This is a genomic window from Nocardiopsis ganjiahuensis DSM 45031 (assembly GCF_000341085.1).
In the GTDB taxonomy this organism is placed as follows: Bacteria; Actinomycetota; Actinomycetes; order Streptosporangiales; family Streptosporangiaceae; genus Nocardiopsis; species Nocardiopsis ganjiahuensis.
Map to the genome: position 1 here is coordinate 313,800 of NZ_ANBA01000008.1, position 17,789 is coordinate 331,588.

The following is a 17,789-nucleotide window of genomic DNA, read 5'->3' on the forward strand; positions in this document are numbered from 1 at the left end:
GAGGCGTTCCTCGCGGGGAACCGGCCACGGCTGAGCGGCGGTGCGGAACGCCGACCGCGTCCACCGCCGCCCGCGCGCTCGACGCACGGAGCGCACGAACGACGAGAGGGGGCGGGCCCGGCCGGGCCCGCCCCCTCTCGTTCACCGCGATCCTCCGCTCAGCCCCAGAAACCGAAGCTGTACAACAGGAAGTTCGTGGCGGCCACAGCACCCAGCGCCAGCACCGCACCGGTGACGAACGAGGTCCGCAGCGAACGCACCAGGTACTCCAGGGACACCAGGTTGTTGAGGATGAAGTAACCCAGCATCATCGCGTGCCAGAACGAGTCCATACTCCACGGTTCGAAGTAGTAGGCCGTCCCCGTCCACACGTCGGTCTCGGTGGTGAACCACGACCACGCCAGCGCCGCACCGTACCCCAGCGGGATCTGAATCAGCGGAATGATCATCAGCGGCAACAGCTTGGCGAAACTCCACAGACCCGGCTGATCGGCCCGGCGCGCCTCGGACTGGGCCCGCCGCGCGGCCTCCTGCTCGGCGCGCACCCGCTCGCGGTGGGCGCGCTCGGCCTCCTGGCGGCGCCGCTGCTCCTCCTGCTGCACCTGAGCCCTGCGCTGCTGCTCCTGCTGCTGGCGCTGCTGCTCCATCTTCCGCTGGCGCTGCTCCTCGGCGCGCCGGTACTGCTCCTGCTGCTGCTGACGGGGGTCGGCCTGCTGGTCCCGGCGCCCGCCGTACAGGTCGGCGTAGGGGTCGTCGTCGACCGGACCGCCCTGCCCCTGCCCGAACTGCTGGGTGGGCTGGTACGCGGTCGGCGGAGCCTGCCCCGGCTGACCGGGGGCCTGCGTACCCGACGGGAACTGGGCCGTCGGCTGGTAGGGGGCGCCCTGCTGCTGGCCGCCCAGCACCGAGGTCGCACCGCCGGCCGGGTCCTGTGTGCCGTAACCGCCCGACGGCGCCACCTGCGTGGACCGGTCGTCGCCGAAGGCACCCGCGGCCGCGGCTCCGGCCGCGGCACCCGCCGCGCCGCCCAGCGCCGCCGCGCCACCCGCACCGAGCACCTCGGTGCGCTGGTGGCCACCGGTCGCACCGGGGTCGCCCGCCGAGGTCGCCAGCGCCTTGTTGACCTTGGCCACCTGCTCCTGCACACCCATCATCACCGCGGGAGGCAGCCAGGAGGACCCCGCGTGCACGTCACCCAGGTAGTCCAGGATCTCACCCGGCCCCGGCCGGCCCTGCGCGTCCTTGGACAGACAGGCCGCGACCAGGTGGCGCAGCGACTCCGGAACCCCGGACAGGTCCGGCTCCCGGCTGATGATGCGCATGACCATCGTGGGCATGTTGCCCTCACCGAAGGGACCGGTCCCCGCGGCCGCGAACGCCAGCACCGCACCGTAGGCGAACAGGTCGCTGGCGGGCGTGAGCTCGGTGCCCTGCACCTGCTCGGGGCTCATGAACCCCGGCGTGCCGATCACCGACTGCGTCGCCGCCGTACCGTCGGTGGCCCGCGCGATACCGAAGTCGATCACCCGCGGCCCGTCCTCGGACAGCAGCACGTTGCCCGGCTTGAGGTCGCGGTGGATCAGCCCCACCCGGTGGATCTCGCCCAGCGCCTCGGCCAGACCGGCCGCCAGCACCCGCACGCTCGCCTCCGGCAGCGGCCCGTGGGCCTGCACCGCCTCGTCCAACGGCAGCGAGGGAACGTAGGAGGTGACCAGCCAGGGCACCTCGTCGTCGGGCCCGGCGTCGATGACCGGGGCGGTGAACGCCCCGCTGACCTGCCGGGCCGCGTTGACCTCACGGGCGAACCGCTGCCGGAACGAGGGATCGGTGGCCAAATGCGGGTGGATGCGCTTGATCGCGACCGCGCGGCCACCGGCCGAGCGCCCGAAGAACACCTGACCCATACCACCGGCGCCCAAACGCCCGATCAGCCGATACCGACCGACCCGCTCCGGATCAGTGCTCTCTAGCGGCCCCAACGTCCTCAACCTCCGGCTCTGCGGCGTCTTCCTACCGAACGGGGCCCCAGTCTAGGGCCCCGGTTACCCGTACGGACCATCGTGAGCACGTGTGCTCCGCGCCGGTGCGCCGGGGTTCACGCGAAGGCGGCGGAGGGTCCCGGAAGACGGAGGGCGTGAGCACACAACGCCCGGCCCCGGGCGCGAAGTTCCCACCTGGCCACAGACGGCCAACCCGCGGCCACGAACAGGCAGGAGGGGAAGGCACCCCTAGGGTCGAAAGCGTCACCGAGAGGAACCCGAAAGCCATGCCGATTCTCGACACGCTCCGCATCGACACCCAACTGCGCGTCGCCCACGGCGTGTCGTGGCTGACCGCGCAGAGCGGCGACCACCCCAGCCGCCTCCTGCACTGGCCCTGGAGGGAGAACCCCTACCCCACCTACCGGCGACTGCGCGAACAGGGCCCGCTGGTCTCCAGCAGGCTCCCCTTCCGAGCAGCCACCACCCACGCCGCCGTCGGCCGCATCCTCCGCTCGCGCGACTTCGTCTCCGAACCCCCCGAGGGCGTCGTGCGGGCCGACCAGTTCGACGTCGTCGAACTCTCCTTCCTCCAGATGGACCCGCCCGACCACACCCGGCTGCGCACACTCGCCCGGCCCGCCTTCAGCCCGCGCCGTATGGCCGCGTACCGCACCGAGATCGAGAAGATCACCACCGAACTCCTCGACGCGGCCCTGGCCCGCGACGGGTTCGACCTGATGCGCGACTTCGCCCAACCCCTGCCCATCACCGTCATCAGCCGCCTGCTGGGCGTCCCCGAACGCGACAACGCCGACTTCGTCCGCATCGGCTACGTGATCGGCGGCGCACTGGACGGCGCCACTTCGGCGCGTCACCTGCGGCAGATCCAGGAGGCGACGGCAGAATTGGACCAGTTGTTCATGCGTTTGATGGCCGAACGCCGCACCGACCCGCGCGAGGACGTGGTCTCCGCCCTGGTCGCCAGGTCGGACGCCGGAGAGCTGACCGCGGCCGAGCTCGGTTCGATGTGCCGCCTGCTACTGATCGCCGGGTTCGAGACCACGGTGAACCTGATCGGGAACGGAGTGATGGCCCTGCTGCGCCACCGGGAACAGTGGGACCGGCTGGTCGCCGACCCCGCACTGGTCACCGGAGCGGTGGAGGAGGTCCTGCGCTACGACTCACCGGTCCAGCTCACCGGACGCTGGACCGCCCGGGACACCGAGGTGGAGGGGGTCGAGGTCAAGGCCGGCCAGCAGGTCATGTGCCTGATCGGATCGGCCAACCGGGACCCCGCCCACTTCGAGGACCCCGACCGGTTCGACATCACCCGAACCGACGCCGGCGAACACCTGTCCTTCTCCGGCGGCGCCCACTACTGCCTGGGGGCACCGCTGGCCAGGCTGGAAGGGGAGATCGCGCTGCGGGCCCTGGCACAACGGGCCCCCGAACTGCGCGCCACGGCGATGCCCACCCGGCGCGGCACCATGACGGTGCGGTCCCTGTCCGAGTTCCCGGTCTCCGCCGGGCACAGGTAGAGGGCGGGGGCCGACAGGGTGCGAGAAGCTGTCCAGGACGGCTGGCGTGCGGCCACGCGCGGGCGGGGCGTCCTGCTCTCGGCGGGGGCGGTGTGCTTGGTCGTCTTCATGGTGGTGACGGTTCTGGCGCTGGTCCTTCCCGGACCGGTCGAGGAACCCGCGAGTGAGCTCCCGTCACTGGCCAGGTCCCACGGGATCGAGCTGGGCGTGGCCGTGGCGGTCAACCCCCTCAACCACGACTCCGAGTACCAGGACGTGGTGACCGACCACTACACGTCGGTGACGGCCGAGAACACGATGAAATGGCAGCACGTCCAGCCCGAACGGTACGAGTTCGACTGGAGCGGACCGGACTCGGTCGTGGACTTCGCCGAGGACAACGGACTCTCCGTCCACGGCCACACGCTGCTGTGGCACAACCAGCAACCCGACTGGTTGGTCCAGGGGTTCTTCGACGCCGACGAGCTGCGCACGGTCATGCGCGAGCACATGGAGGCGCTGCTGGGCCGCTACGAGGGGCGGGTCGACTCCTGGGACGTGATCAACGAACCCTACGAGGACGGCACCCCCGAGCTGCGCGAGAACCTGTGGTACCAGACCCTGGGCGAGGACTACATCGCCGAGGCCCTGTGGATGGCGCACGAGATCGACCCCGAGGCGAAGCTGTACATCAACGAGTTCGGCATCGAGGGCGGCGGGGACAAGGCCGACGCCCTGTACGAGCTGGCCTCGAGCCTGCTGGAGCGGGGCGTGCCGCTGCACGGCATCGGCTTCCAGGGACACTTCGTGCACGGCAACGTCCCCGCCGACCTGGCCGAGAACATGCAGCGCTTCGCCGACCTGGGACTGGACGTGGAGGTCAGCGAGCTGGACGTGCGCATCTCCGAACCGGCCACCTCGGAGGAGCTCGCCGCCCAGGCCGACGAGTACCGGCACGTCCTCGAGTCCTGCCTGGAGGTGTCCCGCTGCGTGGGGGTGTCGGTGTGGGGCGTGGCCGACGCGCACTCCTGGATCCCCGAGTGGTTCCCCGGCTACACCGCCGCCCTGCCCTTCGACGACGACTACGCGCCCAAACCCGCGCTGGGCGGGATGATCGAGGCGCTGCAGCGCGGCAACCGCGCCCAGGGGCGGGGACCCCGGGGCAGGAACACACGAGCGGGCACGAGAACCAGGACGGTGTTCGGTATGCGTTAGGCACGCGCCCCACCAGATCTCCTTCACCGGACCCGACCACACCGACGAAGGAGACCGACGACATGCGCAGGACCACTCCCCCGATCCCCGTGCCGCCCGCCCTCACCGAGAGCGTCACCGGCTTCTTCGGCCCCGCATGGGCCGAGGCCCTGCCCGCACTGGCCGCCCGCCAGTGCGACCGGTGGGGACTGCGACCCGCCGGGGAACCGATGCACGGCGCCGTGGCCCTGGTGCTCCCGGTGGAGCGCGCCGACGGCGCCGCCGCCGTGCTCAAACTCCAGCCGGTGGACTCCGAGACCGAGGGCGAGCCCGCCGCACTGCGTTCCTGGGACGGCGACGGCGCGGTCCGCTTGTTGGAACACGACCCCGGTACGGGCGCGATGCTGCTGGAGGCCCTGGACGGCACCCGGCGGCTGGAGAGCGCCCCGCTCGACGAAGCGCTGGAGGTGATCGGCGGCCTGCTGGCCCGCCTGGGGGCCCACCCGGCCCCGGACGGAATGCGCGACCTGGGTTCGACGGCGCTGGGCCTGGCCGAACGCGCCCGGAGAACGGCCGCGTCAGGACGGGTCGGGCCCACCGCACGGGTGTGCCTGGGCCGCTGGTCCGCCCTGGCCCGGGAACTGGCCGCCGAACCGGGCGACCGGCTGCTCCACTGGGACCTGCACTACGAGAACGTCCTGGCGCCGCTGCCCGGGTCCGGGCGCGGACCGTGGTTGGCCATCGACCCCAAACCCCTGGCCGGCGACCCGGGCTTCGAGCTCCTGCCCGCACTGCGCAACCGGTGGGCGGAGGCCGAGGCCACCGGCGACCCCCTCCGGGAGGTCCGGCGCCGTTTCGACCTGCTGACCGAAGCGGCGGGGCTGGACCGGGAACGGGCACGCGCCTGGACCCTGGTGCGGGTCCTGGAGGACTCGCTGTGGCAGCTGGAGGGCGGCCGGGCCCGGATCCCCGCGGTCCAGGCCGCGGTGGCCGGGGCGCTCGAGGGCTGAAGCGCTCGGGGGAACCCCGTCCCGGAGGGGCTGGAGCTCGCGGGACCGACAGAGCATGATGGGCTCTGCACCGTCCCCCACCCGATCGGAGGCACCCTTGTCCGTCCCCCCTCCCCCCTTCGACCCCGAACTCGCCGCCGCGCTGGCCGCCGTCGGCGAGGAGATCCCGTCCTCGGTCACCCCGGAGATGCTCCCGGCCCTGAGGGCCGGGGGCGCCGCGCGGGCCCCCGGACCCGCCGTGGACATGACCCTGGACGGGAGCTTCCAGGAGAAGGAGTACACCGCCCGCGGCACGGACGGGGCAGAGGTTCCGCTGACGGTGTGGCGGACCGAGCGGACCACCGCCGCCACCGGAGTGCTGTACTGGATCCACGGCGGCGGGATGGTCGCGGGCACCCACCGCGGCTGGGAGATCCCGACCTTGCTGGAGTACGCCCGTGAACTGGACCTGGTGCTGGTCTCGGTCGACTACCGCCTCGCCCCCGAACACCCGCACCCCGCCCCGGTCGAGGACTGCTACGCCGGGCTGGAGTGGTCGGTCGGCCACGCCGCCGAGATCGGCGCCGACCCGGCCCGGCTGGTGGTGGGCGGGCTCAGCGCCGGAGGCGGCCTGGCCGCGGCCACCTGCCTGCTGGCCCGGGACCGGGGCGGGCCCCAGGCGCTCGGGCAGCTGCTCCTGTGCCCGATGCTGGACGACCGCAACGACTCGGTCTCCTCCCACCAGATGGCGGGCGTGGGCGTGTGGGACCGGGTCTCCAACGCCACCGGATGGGGCGCCCTGCTCGGAGACCGGGCGGGCGGCCCGGACGTGTCGCCCTACGCCGCCCCGGCGCGCGCCGAGGACCTGTCCGGGCTGCCCCCGGCCTTCCTGGACGTGGGCTCGGCCGAGACCTTCCGCGACGAGGTCGTCGACTACGCCTCACGGATCTGGAAGGCGGGCGGAAACGCCGAGCTGCACGTGTGGCCGGGCGGGTTCCACTCCTTCGACGGCTTCGCGCCGGACGCCGTGCTCAGCCGGTCGGCACGGCAACAGCGGCTGCCGTGGCTGCGCCGGATCCTGTCGGACTGAGTTCGGGGGCTCTGGGTTCGGGGGCGCCGGGCTCGCTCCGGGCCGTGCCGCGCCGGTGCTCGGTGGGGGTGGTGCCGCGCAGCCGTTTGAAGGCGGTGCTCAGGGCGAAGGCGTTGGAGTATCCGACGCGGCGGGCCACGGCCTCGACGGTGGTGTCGGTCTCGCGGAGCAGGTCCGCGGCCCGGCACACCCGCCAGTCGGCCAGGTAGGACATGGGCGGCACCCCCACCAGGGCGCGGAAGTCGCGTGCCAGGGTGGCCCGGGAGACCCCGCACCGCTCGGCCAGGGAGGCCACGGTCCAGAGGTGGGCCGGCTGGTTGTGCAGCAGACGCAGCGCCTGGCCCACCACCGGGTCGGCCATGGCGGAGTACCAGGCGGGCGGCTGCACGCCCGGCAGGGTGAACCAGGCGCGCAGTTTGGTGATCAGGGCCAGGTCCAGCAGGCGGTCCAGGACCAGTTGCTGGCCGGGGGCCGCGCAGTCGATCTCCGCTTCGATCATCGCGCCCAGCCGGTCGTGGCACTCGTCGGCCGGGACGACCAGAACCGACGGCAGGGTGGCGATCAGGCGTTGGCTCAGGTCCCCGGTGACCTCGTAGGAGCCGCTGAGCAGCAGGTCCTGGGAGTCCAGGGACTCACCGTAGGTGCGCAGTCCCAGGGTGGCCTCCTCGGTCAGGGGCTCCCCGTCCGGCCCCAGGCACCGGTTGCCGTCCAGAACGGTGCAGCTGGTGGGGGCGCCGGCGGGGCTGGCGATGGTGTGCGGGCCGGGCGCGCGCAGGATCGCGGTGTCCCCGGCGACCAGCGGGAGGGGGTCACCGTCTTCGGAGGCGATCCAGGCCCTGCCGCGCACCATGGTGATCAGGGTCAGGGGTGAGCCGTGGGCGAAGCGCACCGCCCAGGGCGGGCTCATGACCGACTTGCTGAAGAGCGCCCCTCGGGCGCGGACCCCGTCAAGGAGGTCGGCGAGTGCGTCCATACCGGCAAGCATAGACGCTCAGACATTGCCTTGAGCTTCTGGGCCATGGATCGTCTCAGGCTGAGGCGGTTGACTCAGAGCCATGACAGAGCAGACGCAGAACACGACACGGCCGGTCCTGGTGACCGGAGCGACGGGGATGACCGGCAGGCGGGTCCTGGCACGGCTGCGGGAGCGGGGGGTGGCGGCGCGCGCGGCCTCGCGCTCCTCGGAGTGGCGGTTCGACTGGTCCGAACCCGGCACCTGGGACACGGTCCTGGAGGGCGCGGGTTCGGTGTACCTGGTGCAGAACGACGCCGACCCGCGGACCGGGGAGTTCGTGGAGCGCGCGGTGGCGCTCGGGGTGGAGCGGATCGTCCAGCTGTCCGCGCGCGGCGTGGACGTACCCGGCTACTTCGAGGGTGTGGAGGGCGATCCCTCCCACCTGCGGAGCGAGGAGGCGGTCAAGGCCGGCGGGCTGGAGTGGACGGTGCTGCGGCCCGGCTGGTTCGCGCAGAACTTCGACGAGGGGTTCCTGACCGACGGCCTGAGCACGGGGGTGCTGCGCATTCCCGCCGGGGACGGTGCGGCCGCCTGGATCGACGCCGAGGACATCGCCGCCGTGGCCGTGGCGGCCCTGACCGAACCGGGCCACCACGGACGCACCTACGAGCTGAGCGGGCCCCGGGCACTGACCGTGGCCGAGGCCGTGGCGGAGATCTCCGCGGTCCTGGGGCGCCCGATCCGCTACGAAGCTGTGCCGGCCGAGGAGTACGTGGCCGAGCTCGTGGAACAGGGGTGGCCGAAGGAGGGCGCTCAGGAGCTGGTCTCGGCGCTCTCGGCCATCCGCCGCGGCCAGGAGGCCGAGACCGCCCCCGGCGTCCGTGAGGCGCTGGGGCGTGAGCCCCGCGATTTCTCGGCCTACGTCGCCGCGGCCTTCGCCGGAGAGGCGGTCCGGTCATGAGCCCGACCAGCGGCCGGAGTGACCGGAGGCCGGTGCTGGTGCTCGGCGGCACGGGGAAGACCGGCAGGAGGGTGGTGGCGCGGCTGCGCGCCGCCGGGCACGAGGTCCGCGTGGCGTCACGGTCCGGGGACTGGCACTTCGACTGGCAGGACCCGGGGACGTGGGACACGGCCCTGGAAGGGGCGGGGGCGGCCTACGTCGTGCCGTTCGACCCCGAACCGCTCGTACCCGCCCTCGTGGAAAGGGCGGTGGCCGCCGGGCTCGACAGGATCGTCCTGCTCTCGGGGCGGGGGATCGACGACCCCGACTACGTGGACGAGCTCGTCCTGTCGGGGAACACGCTGGTGGCCGCCGAGGAGGCCGTGCGTGACAGCGGTCTGGAGTGGACCGTTCTGCGGCCGGGGTGGTTCTCGCAGAACTTCGACGAGGGTTTCCTCGCCGACCTGGTCCGTTCCGGGGAGGTGCGCCTGCCCACCGGTGACGGAGCCGTCAGCTTCACCGACGCCGAGGACATCGCCGAGGTGGTCGCGGCCGCCCTGACCGAACCGGGCCACCACGGACGCACCTACGAGCTGAGCGGGCCGCGTGCCCTGACCGTGGCCGAGGCGCTCGCGGAGATCTCCTCGGCCACGGGGCGCACCGTGCGCTACGTGCCGCTCTCCACCGAAGAGTTCGTCGCCGAGCTCGCGGACCAGGGTGTCGCGGAGGAGGAGGCGAGGGCTCTGGCGTCGATGCTCTCCCCGATCCCGCGCGGCAAGGACGAGCACCTGTCCGACGGGGTCCAGCGGGCGCTGGGCCGTGAGCCGCGCGACTTTGCGGCGTTCGCCGCGGACGCGGCCGGGGCCGGGGCCTGGGAGCGGTCCCTGCCGGCGGGCTCCGCGTGGTCGGGTCAAGGAACCGGCACGTTCGCGTCGTGACGGACCGCGAGTCGTTCGAGGAGGCGGTCGTGTGGAGTACCTGAAACGAGCGAATCGATACCGCACTTTTACGATGTAGATTCGTAGTGACGGCTCCGGGGCCGGGCCCGTTCAGGGTGCCCGGCCCCGGAGCCGCTGCCGTTCAGTCGGCGACGGTGATGCCCAGGGAGCCCAGGATGGTCCCGGCCTGGCCGGGGCTGATGGTGGCCCCCCGCAGGAAACCGGCCTGCTGGAGCTCGAACTCCCCCAGGTCGGCGCCGCGCAGGTCGGCGCCGACGAACTTCGCGTTGACCAGGTTGGCGCCGCGCAGGCGCGACTCCACCCACACGGTCTCGCGCAGGTCCGCCGAGGCCAGGTCCGCCTCGTCCATGCGCAGCCCTTCCAGGGTCCGGCCGCGCAGCACCAGGCCCTTGCAACGGGCCAGCATCAGGTTGCACTGGGAGAACGTGTAGCCGATCCCCCGCAGCGAGGTGAGCCCCGCACCGGTCAGGCGGCACCCGGTGAAGGCGGTGTCGGTGAGCAGGGCGCCCTGCCAGCGGGTGTTGGCCAGGTCCATCCGCTCGAAGCGGGTGTCGGTGCACTCGGCGTGCGCGAAGCTCGCCCCCGGCGCCCCTCCCCCGCTGAACACCGCGCCCTCCAGCACCGCCCGGTCCAGCCGCGCCCCGTCCAGACGGCAGTCGACCAGTTTCGCGTCCACCAGGTGGGCGTCGCGCAGGTCGGCCCCGCTCAGATCGCAGCGGGTCAGGACACGCGGTGCGCCCGGGTCCTCGGACAGGACGTCCCGCAGGTCGAGTTCGGACAGGTCGGCGTCGGTGGTCTCGGACTGGGCGAGAAGATCGGTGCTCACGCACCGAACCCTAGGGCGTGGTGACGACAGACCGCGCTCAATCGCGCAGTTTCAGCGCCAGGAACAGGTCGACGCGGTGCTCGAGACTGCTCAGGTCGCGGCCGGTGAGCTCCTCGACCCGGCCGATGCGGTAGCGCAGGGTGTTGACGTGCACGTGCATGGCGGCGGCGCAGCGCTGCCAGGACCCCGAGTGGGCCAGGAACTGCTCCAGGGTCTCCACGAGCTCGGAGCGGTGGTCGCGGTCGTACTCGACCAGCGGTCCCAGCAGCCGTTCGCGGTAGGAGGCCTGCACCTCCTCGGGCACCGAGGCCAGCAGGAGTTCGTGCGAGTCGATCTCGGCCCCCGCGATCACGCGGGAGCGGCCGCCGCGCAGCTCGGCCAGGCGGCGGGCGTGCCGGGCCTCCACGGCGGCGCCGCGCAGCTCGGAGACACCGCGGGCCGCCGAGCTCAGGCCGACGGCCAGGCGGTAGTCGAGCAGGCCCCCCTCCAGGACGCGGGCCCGGTGGACCAGTTCCGCGCGGATGGCCTCGGCCCTGGTTCGGGCCTGGTGGTCGGGCCCCTCCACCGGGATCACGGCGAGGGCGTCGTTGTCACCCGTGACCACGGCGCCGGGGTGGTCGGCGACGAGTTCGGCGATCACACGGCGTGCCAGGTCGGGCACGCGCGGCTCGGGGAGCATCATGGCACTGACCACCACGTGTGCGCGCTCGTCGGGCTCGGGGGCTCCGCCCTCTCCGGTGCCGCGCATCAGCGCGGTGACCTCGTCGAAGCGCTGTGCCGCCAGGAGGCGGGGCAGCCCTTCGAGGTGACGGGCGGTGGTCAGGGAGCGCTCCTCGTCGCGGCTGCGCGCCAGGACGCTGACGGAGACGAGTTCGGCGACCGCCTCGTGCGCCTCCTCGGTCCAGGTGGCGTGGTCGCCGGTACAGACCAGCAGCCAGTTGGAGAGCGGGTGCGACTCCTTGGTCTGGATCGGGACGACGGTCAGGGTGCTCCCCTCGCCGCCGGCGGTGGCGCGGGTGGTGCGCGGGAAGGCCGACCAGGTGAGGGCCTTGGCGGCGAGGTTCTCCCGTTCCTCGGCGGACAGGGGGGCACCGGAGGAGGCGATATGGCGGCCGCTGGCGGAGATCACCCAGGCGGTGACGCCGGCCTGCCGGGCGGCCGAGGCGAAGGCGTCGGGGAAGTCGGCGCCGGAGGCGACCTCGGCCATGAGGCGGCGCTGCCGGTCCCGGGTCTCGGCGATGGTGGTGAAGCGCCGCTGGGTGAGGGAGCGCAGCACCTCCTCGGTGACCACGCCGAAGGAGGTCTCCGGGGGGATCTCGACGAGGGGGATGTCGTGGGCCTCGCAGGCGGCGACGAGGTCGTCGGGGACCTCGCCCAGGGCGGTGCCCGCCCCCACGGCCAGGGCCCCGGCGCCGACCACGGAGGCCACGAAGGTCGCGGAGTCCTCGGGGCGGGTACGCCACATCATCCCGGTGAGGACGAGCTCTCCGCCGCGCAGGTAGCGGGCGGGTTCGAGCAGGTCAGTGGTGTAGGCCCACCGGATGTCGCGGTGGGCGTGCTCGGCGCCCGCCAGGAACCGCAGGTGCAGTCGCTTGACGGCGAGCAGCTCACTGATCTGCATGAACGTCCCTCTGTTGGTCGGGCGGGTGCGGGTCCCACCGGTGGTGTCTTCGTACCAGGACAGTGTGCCCCTGGTCGGAGGCTCCTGATGACAGCGCCGACGGTCCCGGGGTTTCTCACCGACGCCACTTGTAGGAAACGCCCAACACCGACCGTTCGTTCCATGACCACTTCATGTCATCGATGGCTGGTCGGGCGCCGCCGTGGAGTGCTGTACTTCACATGATCGCCCGACCGACGAGGGATCGCGCCGCACCGACGCGACCAGACCGCACTGCGCAGGACGAGGACGAGCATGGAATTCCTGAGGCCATCCACGCTGGTGGAGGCCCTAGAGGCCAGGAGCGCCCACCCCGACGGCGTGCCCATCATGGGCGGGACCGACGTGATGGTGGAGCTGAACTTCGACAAGCGCCGCCCCTCGGCGCTGATCGACCTGACCCGGGTCCCCGAGCTGACCGAGTGGGGGGTGGACGGCGGCCACACGCGTCTGGGCGCCGGGGTTCCCTACACCCAGATCATCGAGCACCTGTCGGGCCGGGCTCCCGCACTGGCCAAGGCCTCACGGTCGGTGGCCTCCCCCCAGATCCGCAACCGGGGCACGGTCGGCGGCAACCTGGGCGGGGCCTCCCCCGCCGGTGAGGCCCATCCTCCGCTGCTGGCCGGCGACGCCGAGATCGAACTCGCCTCCGTGCGCGGCACCCGTCGGGTGAGGGCCCGCGACTTCTACCTGTCCTTCCGCACCACCGCGCTGCGCGAGGACGAACTGATCACCGCGATCCTGCTGCCCGAGGCCGCCGGCCCGCAGCAGTTCGCCAAGATCGGCACCCGCAACGCCATGGTGATCGCGGTGACCTCGTTCAGCCTGGTGCTGGACGCCGACCAGCGGTCCGTGGGGACCGGGATCGGTTCGGCCGGGCCGACGCCTCTGCGCTCGGAGGCGGCCGAGGAGTTCCTGGCCGGCGAGTTCGACTGGGAGGACGGCCGTCCGCTCGCGGAGTCCGTGGTCCGCCGGTTCGGCGACCTCGTGGCCGCCGCCGCCCGTCCCATCGACGACCAGCGCGGAACGGCCGAGTACCGCAAGCACGCTCTGTCGGTCATGGCTCGCCGCGCGCTGAGCTGGTCCGTCACCGACTACCGGAAGGGGTCCACGCGATGCGCGTGAACTTGAACGTCAACGGCGAGGACGTCACCGCCGACAACGTGTGGCCGGGCGAGAGCCTGCTGTACGTGCTTCGTGAGCGCCTGGGCCTGCCGGGCAGCAAGAACGCCTGCGAGCAGGGCGAGTGCGGTTCGTGCACGGTCTACTTCGACGGTGTGACCGCGTGCTCGTGCATGATCGCCGCCGGGCAGGCCGAGGGGCGCGAGGTGCGCACCGTGGAGAGCCTGGCCGAGGGTTCGGGCAAGGGCGGCGACCGCACGCTGGGCGTGGTCCAGGAGGCGTTCCTGGAGGCGGGGGCCGTCCAGTGCGGGTTCTGCACTCCGGGTCTGCTGGTGCAGACCGACGACCTGCTGGAGCGCACGGTGGGCGCGGGCAAGGACGCGCCCGGGGACGCCGAGATCCGTGAGGCCCTGGCGGGCAACCTGTGCCGCTGCACGGGGTACGAGAAGATCATCGACGCCGTCCACCTGGCCGCCGAGCGGCGCGCAGAGGCAGCGGGGAGCAGCTCATGAGCCGGACCGTGGTCATCGAGGGCGCCCACGTCGTCACCGTGGACGGCGCGGAGTACGCCGACGGGCACGTGGTGTCCGAAGGCGGCGTGATCACCGCGGTGGGCGCGGGTCCCGCCCCGCGGGCGGAGGGTGAGGTCGAGCGGATCGACGGCCGCGGCTGTGTGGCCACGCCGGGTCTGGTCAACACCCACAACCACCTCTACCAGTGGGCCACCCAGGGACTGTTCGCGGACGGCACGCTCTTCGAGTGGCTGGTGGGCTCCTACGAGATCTGGCACCGCCTGGACGCCGGGGTGGTGTCCGGGACGACCTCGGCCGGGCTGGCCCACCTGGCGCTGTCCGGGTGCACCACCGCCTCGGACCACCACTACATCTATCCGGCCGGGCGCGGCGACATCGTCGCCGCCGAGGTCGAGGCCGCCCGTGAGGTCGGTATCCGCCTGGACCTGGCACGCGGTTCGATGGACCGCGGACACAGCCAGGGCGGTCTGCCGCCGGACAGCGTGGTGGAGACCCTGGAGGGCGCCCTGGCCGGCACGGCCGCGGCGATCGAGGCCCACCACGACGCCTCCGCCTCCTCCATGACCCGGATCGCGGTGGCCCCCTGCTCACCGTTCTCGGTCTCCCGTGAGCTGATGACGGAGGGCGCGGCGCTGGCCCGCGACAAGGGTGTGCGCCTGCACACCCACCTCGCCGAGACCCTCGACGAGGAGGAGCAGTGCCTGGCCGAGTTCGGGTGCACCCCGGTGGAGTACGCCGAGAAGCTCGGCTGGCTGGGCGACGACGTGTGGTTCGCGCACGCCGTGCACCTGTCGGACCCGGCGATCGGCCGGATCGCGGCCACCGGTACCGGGATCGCGCACTGCCCGACCTCCAACGCCCGCCTGGGCGCCGGGATCTGCCGGGTGCCCGAGCTGTTGGAGGCGGGTGTGAAGGTCGGTCTGGGTGTGGACGGTCCCGCCTCCAGCGAGCTGTCGACCATGGCCGGTGAGATGCACCAGGCCCTGCTGATGGCCCGTGCCCGCAAGGGCCCGCAGGCGATGACCGCCCGTCAGTCCCTGGAGCTGGCCACCCTGGGCGGCGCCCGGGTGCTGGGCCGCGGCGACGAGCTGGGTTCGCTCACGGTCGGCAAGCAGGCCGACGTGGCCCTGTGGCGCGTGGACGGCTTCGGCTACGACGTGATCGCCGATCCCGTGGTGGCGCTGACCTTCGGCCCCGTCCCGCCCCTGGAGCGGCTCCTGGTCGGCGGCGACACCGTCGTCGACCGCGGTGAGCTGCGCACCCTCTCCGCCGAGACCGCCGCCGCGCGGGGTCGTGCGGCGCACCGATCCCTCATGGAGGCGAACCGCTGATGACGGCGACGACCAAGACCGTGACCACGGACCTGTCCAGCACCACCAAGGACGGCCTGGGCGCCAGCCCGCGCCGCCCCGACGGCACGCTGAAGGTCACCGGCGAATTCGCCTACTCCTCCGACCTGTGGATGGAGGGCGTGCTGTGGGGCGCGACCCTGCGCAGCCCCCACCCGCACGCGAGGATCCTGGGCATCGACATCACCGAGGCGCTCAAGGTGCCCGGGGTGGAGGCGGTGCTCACCCACGAGGACGTGCCCGGCACCAAGCGGTACGGCCTGGAGTTCCAGGACCAGCCGGTACTCGCCTACGACAAGGTGCGCTACAAGGGCGAGGCGGTGGCCGTGGTGGCCGCCGACCACCCCGAGACCGCGCGCCGGGCGATGGAGCGCATCAAGGTCGACTACGAGGTCCTCGCCCCGGTGAGCGACTCCGTGCGGGCCGCCCACGACCCCGAGTACCCGCTGGTCCACGAGGAGGGCTCCCTCGAGATCCACGAGGAGTACCACCAGCGCGGCAACCGGGTGCGCCACCAGCCCATCCGCACCGGTGACTTCGTCGGGGTCGCCGAGTCCGGGGAGGGCCAGCAGGAGGTGCTGGAGCGCCTGCGCGCCCAGGCCGACGCGGTCGTGGCGGCCGAGTACGAGGTCGGTATGCAGGACCAGGCCTTCCTCGGCCCGGAGTCGGGGATGGCCGTGCCCGCCGAGGACGGCGGGGTGGACCTGTACGTGGCCACGCAGTGGCTGCACGTGGACCAGAAGCAGATCGCCCCGGCCCTGGGGCTGCCCGAGGACAAGGTGCGGCTGACCCTGGCCGGGGTGGGCGGCGCCTTCGGTGCCCGCGAGGACCTGTCGATGCAGATCCACGCGTGCATGCTGGCACTGCGCACCGGCAAGCCGGTCAAGTTCGTGTACAACCGCGAGGAGTCCTTCTACGGCCACGTGCACCGGCACCCGGCCAAGATGCGCTACGAGCACGGCGCCAGGGCCGACGGCACCCTGCTGTACGCCACGATGGAGATCATCGTGGACGGCGGCGCCTACGCCTCGGCGACGCCCGCCGTGGTGGGTGTGGCCTCCTCGCTGGGCATCGGCCCCTACGAGGTGCCGCACGTGCTGGTGGACGCCTACGGCGTGTACACCAACAACCCGCCGTGCGGTGCCATGCGCGGCTTCGGCGCGGTGCAGGCCTGCTTCGGCTACGAGTCGCAGATGGACCGGCTCGCGGAGGAGCTGGGCATGCACCCGGTGGCGCTGCGGGTGAAGAACGCGATGTCGCAGGGCTCGCGGATCATCACCGGCCAGGAGATCGACATGCCGCTGCCCATGGCGGAGATGCTGGAGCGCGCCCGCGATCTGCCCATGCCGGTGGAGCGGACCGAGCTGGAGGACCCCTCCGACCAGCGCACCCTGCCCGGCGGCGTGGCCGGGACCACCCGCGGCGAGGGTGTGGTGCGCGGTGTGGGTTACGGCGTGGGCCTGAAGAACCTGTGCTTCTCCGAGGGCTTCGACGACTACTCCACGGCCCGGGTCCGGCTGGAGGTCGTGGCCGGCGAGCCGGTGGTGCTGGTGCACACGGCCGCCGCCGAGGTCGGTCAGGGCCTGGTGACGGTCAAGGGGCAGATCGCCCGGACCGAACTGGGCGTGGAGAAGGTGGCCATCGCCCCCTCCGACACCCAGGTGGGTTCGGCCGGTTCGTCCTCGGCCTCCCGGCAGTCGTACATGACCGGCGGCGCGGTGAAGATGGCCTGCGAGGCGGTGCGCGAGTCGGTGTACGCGCTGGCCCGCGAGCGCGGGGTCGTCCCGGCTTCGGTCTCCGACTCCGACCTGTCGCTGGCCGGCGGCAAGATCGTGTCGGAGAGCGAGGGGGTCCTGGTGTCCCTGGCCGACCTGCTGGGAGAGTCCGCCGCCGGCGGCACGGTCGTGGAGGAGACCCGCGAGCACCACCACCGGCCCACCGAGATGCTCGACCCGACCCTGGGGCAGGGCGCCTCGCACACCCAGTTCGGGATGTGCGTGCACCGTGCCGTGGTGGACGTGGACGTGGAGCTGGGCCTGGTGAAGGTGGTGGCCCTGGACGCGGTCCAAGACGTGGGCAAGGTGCTCCACCCGCAGCAGCTGGCCGGTCAGATCCAGGGCGCCTCCGCCCAGGGCCTGGGGCTGGCGCTGATGGAGGAGATCCAGGTCAAGGACAGCGAGATCCGCAACCCGTCCTTCACCGACTACCTGATCCCGACCATCCTCGACATGCCGCCGATGCGCATCGACGTGCTGGAGCACCCGGACCCGCACGCCCCGTACGGGCTGCGCGGCGCGGGCGAGCCGCCGACGCTGTCGTCCACCCCGGCGGTCGTGGCCGCGGTGCGCGACGCCACCAAGCGTCCGCTGAGGCACGCGCCGGTGCGCCCGGAGGACATCGTGGGCATCGACCTGTGACCTGCGGTTCCCGGCCCGTGAACCGGACTGCGAGCCGACCCGTGTAGCAGTCGGGTTCCCGGCTGACCCCCCGATCCGGAGGGGCGGCGGCAACAGCGCCCGTCGTCGCCCCTCCCCTGAACGCCCGCCCCGGACATCCGACGCCCTCGGCCCCGGGGCGGGTCGTCAGGACAGTGCCGTCCTGACAGCACCCAAGTTTGACTACTCCAAGTGTCAAACCCCCCACACATGGTGATGTTCACCGTGCTCATATCCC

14 protein-coding genes are annotated in these 17,789 nt (G+C 72.5%); 10 read left to right on the top strand and 4 right to left on the bottom strand.

Translation table 11 applies throughout. The annotated features are described in order from the left end of the window. Positions 1 to 158: 158 nt before the first annotated feature. Positions 159 to 1,988, bottom strand: coding sequence for a serine/threonine protein kinase (locus tag D458_RS0110075; protein ID WP_338036984.1), 1,830 nt, complete (start codon positions 1,986 to 1,988; stop codon positions 159 to 161). 278 nt (positions 1,989 to 2,266) lie between these two features. Here D458_RS0110075 and D458_RS0110080 point away from each other — a divergent pair, with 278 nt between their 5' ends. The 4 genes from D458_RS0110080 (at position 2,267) to D458_RS0110095 (ending at position 6,772) form a co-directional block, all read left to right on the top strand. Beyond that, entirely contained in the window at positions 2,267 to 3,520 is a 1,254-nt protein-coding gene (locus D458_RS0110080; protein ID WP_017586617.1) for a cytochrome P450, read from the top strand. Between the two features lie 18 nt (positions 3,521 to 3,538). Further along, complete coding sequence (locus D458_RS33295) at positions 3,539 to 4,714, top strand: endo-1,4-beta-xylanase (protein WP_193374604.1); 1,176 nt, start codon at positions 3,539 to 3,541, stop codon at positions 4,712 to 4,714. A gap of 62 nt (positions 4,715 to 4,776) precedes the next feature. Beyond that, positions 4,777 to 5,703 carry an aminoglycoside phosphotransferase family protein gene (locus D458_RS0110090; RefSeq protein ID WP_017586619.1) on the top strand — a complete coding sequence of 309 codons (927 nt, stop codon included), beginning with the start codon at positions 4,777 to 4,779 and terminating at the stop codon, positions 5,701 to 5,703. 97 nt (positions 5,704 to 5,800) lie between these two features. Next, positions 5,801 to 6,772: an alpha/beta hydrolase gene (locus D458_RS0110095; RefSeq protein WP_017586620.1), complete on the top strand. Its 972-nt coding sequence runs from the start codon at positions 5,801 to 5,803 to the stop codon at positions 6,770 to 6,772. Here D458_RS0110095 and D458_RS0110100 read toward each other — a convergent pair. Further along, positions 6,714 to 7,745: an AraC family transcriptional regulator gene (locus D458_RS0110100; protein ID WP_017586621.1), complete on the bottom strand. Its 1,032-nt coding sequence runs from the start codon at positions 7,743 to 7,745 to the stop codon at positions 6,714 to 6,716. The two genes, D458_RS0110095 and D458_RS0110100, sit on opposite strands and share 59 nt — an antisense overlap. An 82-nt stretch (positions 7,746 to 7,827) precedes the next feature. Between D458_RS0110100 and D458_RS0110105 the strand changes: the two genes are divergently transcribed. After that, the gene (locus D458_RS0110105; protein ID WP_026119167.1) at positions 7,828 to 8,688 is read left to right on the top strand and encodes an NAD(P)H-binding protein; all 861 of its coding nucleotides are present in this window, start codon (positions 7,828 to 7,830) and stop codon (positions 8,686 to 8,688) included. Further along, entirely contained in the window at positions 8,685 to 9,605 is a 921-nt protein-coding gene (locus D458_RS33300; protein WP_051049640.1) for an SDR family oxidoreductase, read from the top strand. Before D458_RS0110105 ends, D458_RS33300 begins: the two co-directional genes overlap by 4 nt. 142 nt (positions 9,606 to 9,747) lie before the next feature. On the opposite strand, the gene D458_RS0110115 is transcribed toward D458_RS33300, so the two are convergent. Together D458_RS0110115 and D458_RS0110120 are read right to left on the bottom strand one after the other, a co-directional pair. Then, positions 9,748 to 10,452 (bottom strand): pentapeptide repeat-containing protein, encoded by a 705-nt coding sequence (locus D458_RS0110115; protein WP_017586624.1) that lies wholly within the window; start codon positions 10,450 to 10,452, stop codon positions 9,748 to 9,750. Positions 10,453 to 10,489: 37 nt separating this feature from the next. Continuing rightward, a complete protein-coding gene (locus D458_RS0110120; protein WP_017586625.1) occupies positions 10,490 to 12,073 on the bottom strand; it encodes a PucR family transcriptional regulator in 1,584 nt (527 codons plus the stop codon). A 294-nt stretch (positions 12,074 to 12,367) separates the two neighbouring features. Here D458_RS0110120 and D458_RS0110125 point away from each other — a divergent pair, with 294 nt between their 5' ends. From D458_RS0110125 to D458_RS0110140, 4 genes are read left to right on the top strand one after another with little or no spacing between them, the layout of a single operon-like run. After that, positions 12,368 to 13,237, top strand: coding sequence for an FAD binding domain-containing protein (locus D458_RS0110125; protein WP_026119168.1), 870 nt, complete (start codon positions 12,368 to 12,370; stop codon positions 13,235 to 13,237). After that, on the top strand, positions 13,228 to 13,746 hold the full coding sequence (locus D458_RS0110130) for a (2Fe-2S)-binding protein (protein ID WP_017586627.1): 519 nt from the start codon (positions 13,228 to 13,230) through the stop codon (positions 13,744 to 13,746). The genes D458_RS0110125 and D458_RS0110130 overlap by 10 nt, the downstream gene beginning before the upstream one ends. Further along, positions 13,743 to 15,098, top strand: a complete 1,356-nt coding sequence (locus D458_RS0110135) for an 8-oxoguanine deaminase (RefSeq protein WP_017586628.1) — start codon at positions 13,743 to 13,745, stop codon at positions 15,096 to 15,098. The genes D458_RS0110130 and D458_RS0110135 overlap by 4 nt, the downstream gene beginning before the upstream one ends. Next, complete coding sequence (locus tag D458_RS0110140; RefSeq protein ID WP_017586629.1) at positions 15,098 to 17,533, top strand: xanthine dehydrogenase family protein molybdopterin-binding subunit; 2,436 nt, start codon at positions 15,098 to 15,100, stop codon at positions 17,531 to 17,533. Before D458_RS0110135 ends, D458_RS0110140 begins: the two co-directional genes overlap by 1 nt. The last annotated feature ends 256 nt before the right edge of the window (positions 17,534 to 17,789 follow it).